This window comes from Microbispora sp. NBC_01389, from assembly GCF_045040095.1.
Classification (GTDB): Bacteria; Actinomycetota; Actinomycetes; order Streptosporangiales; family Streptosporangiaceae; genus Microbispora.
On record NZ_CP109552.1, the window covers coordinates 1,121,554 to 1,129,481 of the forward strand.

Annotated in this window: 2 protein-coding genes; both read right to left on the reverse strand. The window is 72.9% G+C overall.

Annotated elements, in window-relative coordinates; all coding sequences use genetic code 11:
* Window positions 1-106 precede the first annotated feature (106 nt).
* Entirely contained in the window at window positions 107-790 is a 684-nt protein-coding gene (locus tag OG344_RS05095; RefSeq protein ID WP_405087190.1) for a hypothetical protein, read from the reverse strand.
* A complete protein-coding gene (locus tag OG344_RS05100) occupies window positions 791-7,927 on the reverse strand; it encodes an amino acid adenylation domain-containing protein (protein WP_405087191.1) in 7,137 nt (2,378 codons plus the stop codon).
* Window position 7,928: the final 1 nt, after the last annotated feature.

The following is a 7,928-nucleotide window of genomic DNA, read 5'->3' on the forward strand; positions in this document are numbered from 1 at the left end:
GGCCCGCGCTGGGGGGATTCGCGGGCCGGGGCGCTGGGGGGTGCGGAGAGCCGCCGAAGCGACTACGGAGGGGCCGAAGCGCGTACGGAGGGAAGGCGCGGAAGGGTCACGCGGCGGGCGGGCGCGGCGCGTCCGCCGGCAGAAGCTTCTGGCAGGTCTGCTGCGCGGCCCTGAACTCGGCGCTGCCGAGGTCGATTCCGGTGAACATGCCGTCCGCATTCGGCTCCGGGAAGTCCGGCAGGCCGTTCTTACGCATGCAGGCGACGTACTTGGACACGTCGGGCAGCGGGCGGTTCCCCTGCGGGGCCGCCTGGGGCTGACCGCCGGGCGATTCTCCCGGCTGCGGCTGTCCGGGCTGAGCACCAGGCTGGGCACCGGCCTGGCCGCCCGGCTGAGGCCGGCCGCCCGCCGGCGCCCCCTGCCGGTCGCCCTTGGGGGCCTGCGACTCGCACGCCTGCTCGGCCTTCTTGTACGCGGGCCCGTTGACGTCGATAAGGGACGGGTCGAGCCCGATCCCGCCGTCCGGCCTGGGGTCGGGGAAGTTCGGCACGCCGTTCTCGCGCAGGCACCGCACGAACGCCACCGCCTGCGCGTGCCGCGAGTTCGTCTCCGCGGGCGAGGCCACAGGGGAAGCCGCGGCGGCGGCACGGTCGTCGTCCCCGCCGGAGGACGTCACCAGGTAGACCGCCATCGCCGCCACCGCGATCGCCAGCGCGGCGGCCAGCACGCCCGTCAGCCAAAGCCGCCTTCTGAGCCCCGCGACTTCGGTGGAGCCCGTATTGTCGTCCACTTATGCCCCCAACCGCTGAGAAATGATTCGCGCGATGTCCGCGATCGGTTTCGCCGACATCATGCCATCGTGGTCGGTATTAACCGGGATATTGTCGATATTTCCTTGGACATAGTCGGCCCAGCCGGCCGCGCCTGGGCTTTCGACGTGTCCCTGTGTGGCGACGAACAGCGTCAGATCGCCCTGGAACACACCGGCGGTGAAATTCCGGAGTAACCCGAAGTTGTTCGCGTTGACCTTCTGGATCTCCGACAGCACGCGGGTCTTCGGCTGCCCGGGCCCCTCGGCCGCGCCGCTCGGCGGGTCGCCGGGATCCGGGTCGCCCTGCCGGTCGTCGGGATCGAACGGATAGCCGTCCAGGCTGATCAGCGTGCTCACCTTCTCGCCGCGTTCCTGGAGGAGCGTGGCCATCGCGTGCGCGACCGCCGCGCCGAAGGACCAGCCGAGCAGGTGGTACGGGCCCTCGGGTCGCACCGCCCGGATCTGCTCCACGTAGTCCCGGGCCATCTCCTCGACCGTCTCCGGCAGTCGTTCGCCCGGGTCGAACCCGCGGGCCTGCAGCCCGTACACCGGCTGGTCGTCCGGCAGGTGGCGGGTGAGTTCCGCGTAGCACCAGCTCAGCCCGGAACTCGGGTGGACGCAGAACAGCGGCGGCTTGTCACCCTCGGTCCTGAGCGGCAGGATCAGGCCGAGATCGTCGGCGCCCAGCGACGCGGCGATGCCCGCCGGGGTCTGGGCGGTGAAGACCGACCGGATGCCCACGTCGGCGCCGAGCACGCCCCGGATGCGGGTGATCAGCTTCATCGCCAGGAGCGAGTCGCCGCCCAGCTCGAAGAACGACGCCTCCGCCCCGACCCGGTCCAGCCCCAGCACCTCGGCGAACAGGCCGCAGAGCACCTCTTCCACGGCCGTCTCGGGGTCGCGGCCCCCCAGCCCGGCGAGCTCGGGCGCGGGCAGCGCGGCCCGGTCGAGCTTGCCGTTGACGGTGACGGGCAGCGCCGGCAGCGGCACGACGGAGGCCGGGACCATGTGCTCGGGCAGCCGCTCGGCGAGATACCCGCGCAGCGCCGCGGCGTCCACCGCGTCACCGGCCGGCACCACGTACGCCACCAGGCTCTTTATCTCCAGCCGGTCCGTCCTGACGACCGCCGCCGCCTGGGCGACGCTCTCGTGGGCGGCCAGCACCGCCTCGATCTCGCCCAGCTCGACCCGGATGCCGCGCACCTTCACCTGGTCGTCGGCGCGGCCCGTGAACAGTAGTTCGCCGCCGGGGGTCCAGCTGACGACGTCGCCGGTCCGGTACATCCGCCCGCCCTCGGCGAACGGCGACGCGACGAATCTCCCGGCGGTGAGCCCGGGACGGTTCAGGTAGCCGCGGGCGAGGCCGACTCCGGCCACGTACAGCTCGCCCCGCACGCCGACGGGGACCGGCGTCAGGAACTCGTCCAGCACGTAGGCGCGGGTGTTGCCGAGCGGGCGGCCGATCGTCACCTCGGCCTCCGGCTCCAGCGGGCCGCTCATCGTCGCGCACACCGTCACCTCGGTCGGCCCGTACGCGTTGACCACCCGGCGGCCCGGCAGGCGCCCGGGCAGCCACGGCGGGCACGTCTCCCCCGCCACCACGACCGTGGTCAGGCTCTCGGGCAGTTCCTCGGTCGTGGCCAGCACGGACGGCGACACGGTCAGGTGCGTCACGCCGAACTCGGCGGTCACGGCGGCCAGCGTCCCGTGCGGCGGCAGCCGGTCGGCGCCCGTGACCACCAGGCACGCTCCCGACAGCAGCGCCATGCACAGCTCCCAGACCGAGGCGTCGAAGCTCAGCGAGGCCAGTTGGAGCACCCGCGCGCCGGGGCGCACGCCGAACGCGGCGATCTGGTCGGCGGCCAGGTTGCCGAGGCCCCGATGGGTGACGACGACCCCCTTCGGCGTACCGGTGGAGCCGGAGGTGTAGATGACGTACGCGACGTCGTCCACCCGGCCCGCCACCCGGACGGGTCCGCCGGGGTCTTCGCGCGGGTCTTCGCGCGGGTCTTCGCGCGGGTCTTCGCGCGGGCGCCCGACGTCGAGCACCACCGCGTCCTCCGGCGCCGCCTGCCGGGTCTCCGGCGTACACAGCACCAGCGCGGGGGCGGCGTCGGCCAGCATGAACGCGATCCGCTCGGCCGGATAGGCCGGGTCGACCGGCACGAACCCGGCACCCGCCTTCACGACGCCCAGCAGCACCGCCACCAGATCGGGCGAGCGCTCCATCAGCACCGCGACGAGGTCCCCCGGGCGCACGCCCCGGGCCACCAGGTCGCGCGCCACGCCGTTCGCGGCGCGGTCCAGCTCCGCGTACGTCCACTCCCGCCCGGGGCCGGTCACCGCCGTCGCGGCGGGGGTACGTGCCACCTGCGCCTCGAACAGCTCCGCGAGTGTGCCGGCCGGGGCCGGGCGGTCCGTCCGGTTCCACTCCGTCAGCGTCCGCGAGCGCTCGTCGCGCGTCAGCACGTCGACGTCCCTCAGCCGTACGGCCGGATCGGACACGACCTGCTCCAGCACCCGCACCAGCCGTACGGCGAGCGCCCGGACCGTGCTCTCGTCGAACAGGTCGGCGGCGTAGAGCAGCACGCCCGCGATGCCGGACGGCCTGCCCTCGCCGTCGCGGTGCTCGGCCAGGTCGAGGGTGAGGTCGACCCTGGCCGCGCCGGCCTCGTCCCCGGAGGACAGCGGGCGGACCCGCAGCCCCGGCAGGTCCCAGAGCCCGCCCTTCCCCTCCGGCGCGTTCTGCATGGCGAGCGAGACCTGGAACAGTGGGTTGCGCCCGAGCGACCGGGGCGGGTTCAGATCCTCGACCAGGCGCTCGAACGGAAGATCCTGATGGGTGTACGCCGCCAGGTCGGCCTCCCGCACCCGGGACAGCAGCTCGATGAAGGTCGGGTCGCCGGAGAGGTCGGCGCGCAGGACGAGGGTGTTGACGAAGAACCCGGCCAGATCGTCCAGCGCCGGCTCACCCCGCCCGGCCACGGCCGTGCCGACGGGGATGTCGGTGCCCGCTCCCATGCGCGACAGCAGCACCGCCAGCGCGGCCTGCACGACCATGAACATGGTGGCCTTGCCCCGCTGGGCGAGCTCCACCAGCCGGGAGTGGACCTGCGGAGGGACCCGTACGGGCACGGTCGCGCCACGGAAGGACGACACGGACGGGCGCGGCCGGTCCACGGGCAGGGCGAGCTCCTGGGGAACGCCGGCGAGCGCCTGCCGCCAGTAGCCGAGCTGGCCGCTGATCAGGCTGCCGGGGTCGTCCAGGTCGCCGAGGACCTCGCGCTGCCACAGGGCGTAGTCCGCGTACTGCACGGGCAGCGGCCGCCAGTCGGGCGCCCGGCCCTCGTGGCGGGCCGCGTAGGCGGCGACCAGGTCCCGGGACAGCACGCCCATCGACCAGCCGTCCGCGGCGATGTGGTGGACCACCGTCAGGAGGACGTGCTCGGCAGGCGCCAGCCGGAGCAGTGTGACCCGCCACGGCAGGTCGACGCCGACGTCGAACCCGTCACGGGCCCGCGCGGCGATCACCTCGCCGGCCTCGTCCTCCGTGGCCTCCAGCACGGTCAGCGGCGGAGCCTGGTCGAGAACGCGCTGGTAGGGGACGCCGTCCCGGTCGGGGAAGATCGTACGGAGGCTCTCGTGGCGGTCGGCGACGTCGGCGATGGCCGCCTCCAGCGCCGGGATGTCCAGATCACCCGACAAGCGCAGGGCCAGGGGCATGTTGTAGCCCGCGCCCTCCCCGGCGCCTTCCAGCCGGTTGAGGAACCACATGCGCTGCTGGGCGTAGGACAGCGGCAGTGCCTCCGGGCGCGGCATCGGCGTCAACGCTTTGCGTGTCTCGCCCGAGCCGTCGATGAGCCGGGCCACTCCGGCGACGGTCGGCTCGGCGAACAGCCCGCGGATGCTGACTTCGGCGTTCAGCACCGACCGGATCCGGGCCAGCAGCCGCATGGCGCGCAGGGAGTCGCCGCCGAGGTCGAAGAACGAGGCGTCCGTGCCGATCTCCGCCACCCCGAGGATCTCGGCGAACAGCCCGCACAGCACCTCTTCGGTCGGGGTCGCCGGGGCACGACCGCGGGCCGGCCCGGCCAGACCGGCCAGATCCGGCGCGGGCAGCGCGGCCCGGTCCACCTTCCCGTTGGCCGTGACCGGCAACCGCTCCAGCACCACCACCGCCGACGGCACCATGTACTCCGGCAACCGCGCGGCCACATACTCCCGCACCCCGGCCACATCCACGCTGTCGCCGCTGCTGTCGGTGGTGGGGACGACGTAGGCGACCAGGCGCTTGTCACCCGGGCGGTCCTCGCGGGCGACCACCACCGCCTGCGCGACGGATTCGTGCGCGGCCAGGACGGCCTCGATCTCGCCCGGCTCGATGCGGAACCCGCGGATCTTCACCTGCTCATCCGCCCGCCCCGCGAAGACCAGCTGACCGTCACCCCGCCAACGGGCCAGATCTCCTGTGCGGTACATCCGCTCCCCGGGAGCGAACAGGCAGGCCACGAACCGCTCAGCGGTCAGATCCGGACGGCCCAGATAGCCTCGCGCCAACCCCGAACCCGCGATATACACCTCCCCCGCCACCCCCGGCGGGACCGGCTGCAGGAACTCATCCAGCACGAACACCCGCGTGTTGTCCCGCGGCCGCCCGATCGGCAACACCCCCGGAACCCGCTCCCCCCGGCCCACCGTGAACGTCGTCGCGCACAACGTCGCCTCCGTCGGCCCGTACAAATGCCGGATCACCACCGAGGCATCCGCGCCACGCACCGCCGCCACCGCCCCCGCCGGGACCACATCCCCACCGGTCAACACCTCATCCAGCCCCGCCAGCGCCCCCGGATCCTCCTCCGCCAGCACCCCGAACGCCCCCGCCGTCAGATGCACCGCACCCACCCCGGCCACCCCGGCCACCCCGCCCGACCCGGCCAGGGCAGCGGATTCCGAGCCGTCGGCCAGCCCATCCGGCCCCGACCGCCCAGTCAGGCCGGCCAGGACCGACGCCGTCACCACTCCCGGCGCGACCACCACCCGGCCACCGGCCGCCAACGGCACCCAGATCTCCAGCACCGACGCATCGAACGCATACGGCGCATGCCACACGACCCCCCGCCGCACCGCCGCACCCCAGCACGAATCGGTGACCAAACCCGCCACCGCCCCATGCGGAACCTCCACCCCCTTCGGCACACCCGTCGACCCCGAGGTGTACATCACATACACCACATCACCCGCAAGAACCTCGACCCCCGGAACCCCGTCCGGCCCCTCCAGCAACACCCCCGCCGCGACACGAGCACCGACCTCGTCACCACCGGCGGCCTGGCCCATGGTCGTGTCGTGATCGGTGGTGTCGTGATCGGTGGTGTCGTGATCGGTGGTGTCGTGATCGGTGGTGTCGTTGTCGATCACCACGAGCCTGGTCTGACCGAGCACCGCCCGCTGCCGGGCGACCGGCCAGGCCACATCCACCGGCACATACGCCGCCCCGGCCTTCACGACGCCCAACAGCACCGCGATCACCGCGGCCGACCGCTCCATCACCACCCCGACCCGATCACCCCGGCCCACCCCCCGAGCCAGCAACCCACACGCCACCCGATCCGAAACCCGATCCAACTCCGCGTACGTCCACACCACCCCACCGTCCGACACCGCCACCGCATCCGGCGACCGCCCCACCTGCGCCCCGAACAGCTCCACCAGCGAACCCGCACCCACCACCCGCGCGGTGTCGTTCCACTCCTCCACCACCACCCGCCGCTCGGCCTCGCCCAGAACGCCGAGGTGGGCGATCCTGGCTCCGGGATCGGCCGCCATCTGGTCGAGCAGCCGCAGCATGCGGTCCATGAGCGCCTGGGCGCTGCTCTCGTCGAAGAAGTCGGGACGGTAGGTCAGCCGCATCTTCAGCCCGCCGAGCGAGCCGGCGACCAGGCCCAGGGGATAGTTGATCGACTCCCGGAGCCCGTTCTCGGTGAACTTCAGTCCTCCGGGCCCCGCCGGACGCGAGGCGCCGTCGGAGGGCGGCTTGCCGCCGCCGGAGCCGGAGGGGAAGTTCTCGAAGGCCAGCGCGGTGTCGAAGGTCGCGCCCGGCCCCGCCAGCCGCTGAATGTCGCTGAGGCTCAGATATTGGGCGTCCATCAACGCCGACTGCTGTGCCTGGAGCCGGGTCAGCGTCTCCGCGACCGTACGCGAGGGGTCGAGCGGGACGCGCACCGGAATGGTGTTGATGAACAGCCCGAGCATGCTCTCCACGCCGGGCAGGTCCATCGGGCGGCCGGCCACGACGGAGCCGAAGACGACGTCACGCCGGCCGGTCAGCTTGCCGAGCAGCACCGCCCACGCGGTCTGCACCACCGTGTTCAGCGTCACGCCGTGGGAGCGGGTCAGTTCCTGCAGCGCCTGGTCCAGCTCGGCGCTCGCCTCCCCCGTCAGGCTGTCGCAGTGGCCGGGGGCGGCGTCGCGCGCCGCCGGGGCGACCAGCGTCGGCCCCTCCACGTCGCTCAGCGCCTGCCGCCACGCCTCCCTGGCCGCGTCCTTGTCCTGGCGGGCAAGCCACTCCAGGTAGTGCCGGTACGGGGTCACCGGAGGCAGCCCCTCGGCCGTGCCGCCCAATTCGTACGACCGCCACAGCTCGCCCATGAGGATCGGCAGCGACCAGCCGTCGACCAGGATGTGGTGGAGTGTGACCATCATCCGGTATCGGCTGGGGGCCACCTTCGCCAGGAGCACCTTCAGCAGCGGCGGCACCGCCAGGTCGAACCGCTCGGCCCGCTCCTCGATGCCGATCCGCTCCGACTCGGCCCACGCCTCGTCCTCGGGCAGCTCCGACAGGTCCACCTCGCGCCACGGCAGCGTCACCCGCCTCATGATCAGCTGTACGGGGGCTCCCGAGCTGCGGCTGCGGAAACCGGCGCGCAGGCTCTCGTGGCGGTCGAGCAACGCCTGCCAGGACGCCCGCAGCCGCGCCGCGTCCAGCTCGCCCTCCAAACCGATGATCATCTGCTCGACGTACACGTCGGCGTTCTGCTCGTCGAACAGGGAGTGGAAGAGCATGCCCTCCTGGAGAGGGGACAGCGGCCACACTCCCGCAAGCGCGGATTCCTTCATG

Coding starts and splice junctions, on each gene's coding strand:
- OG344_RS05100 (WP_405087191.1), bottom strand. CDS start 7,927: ATGAAGGAATCCGCGCTTGCGGGAGTGTGGCCGCTGTCCCCTCTCCAG.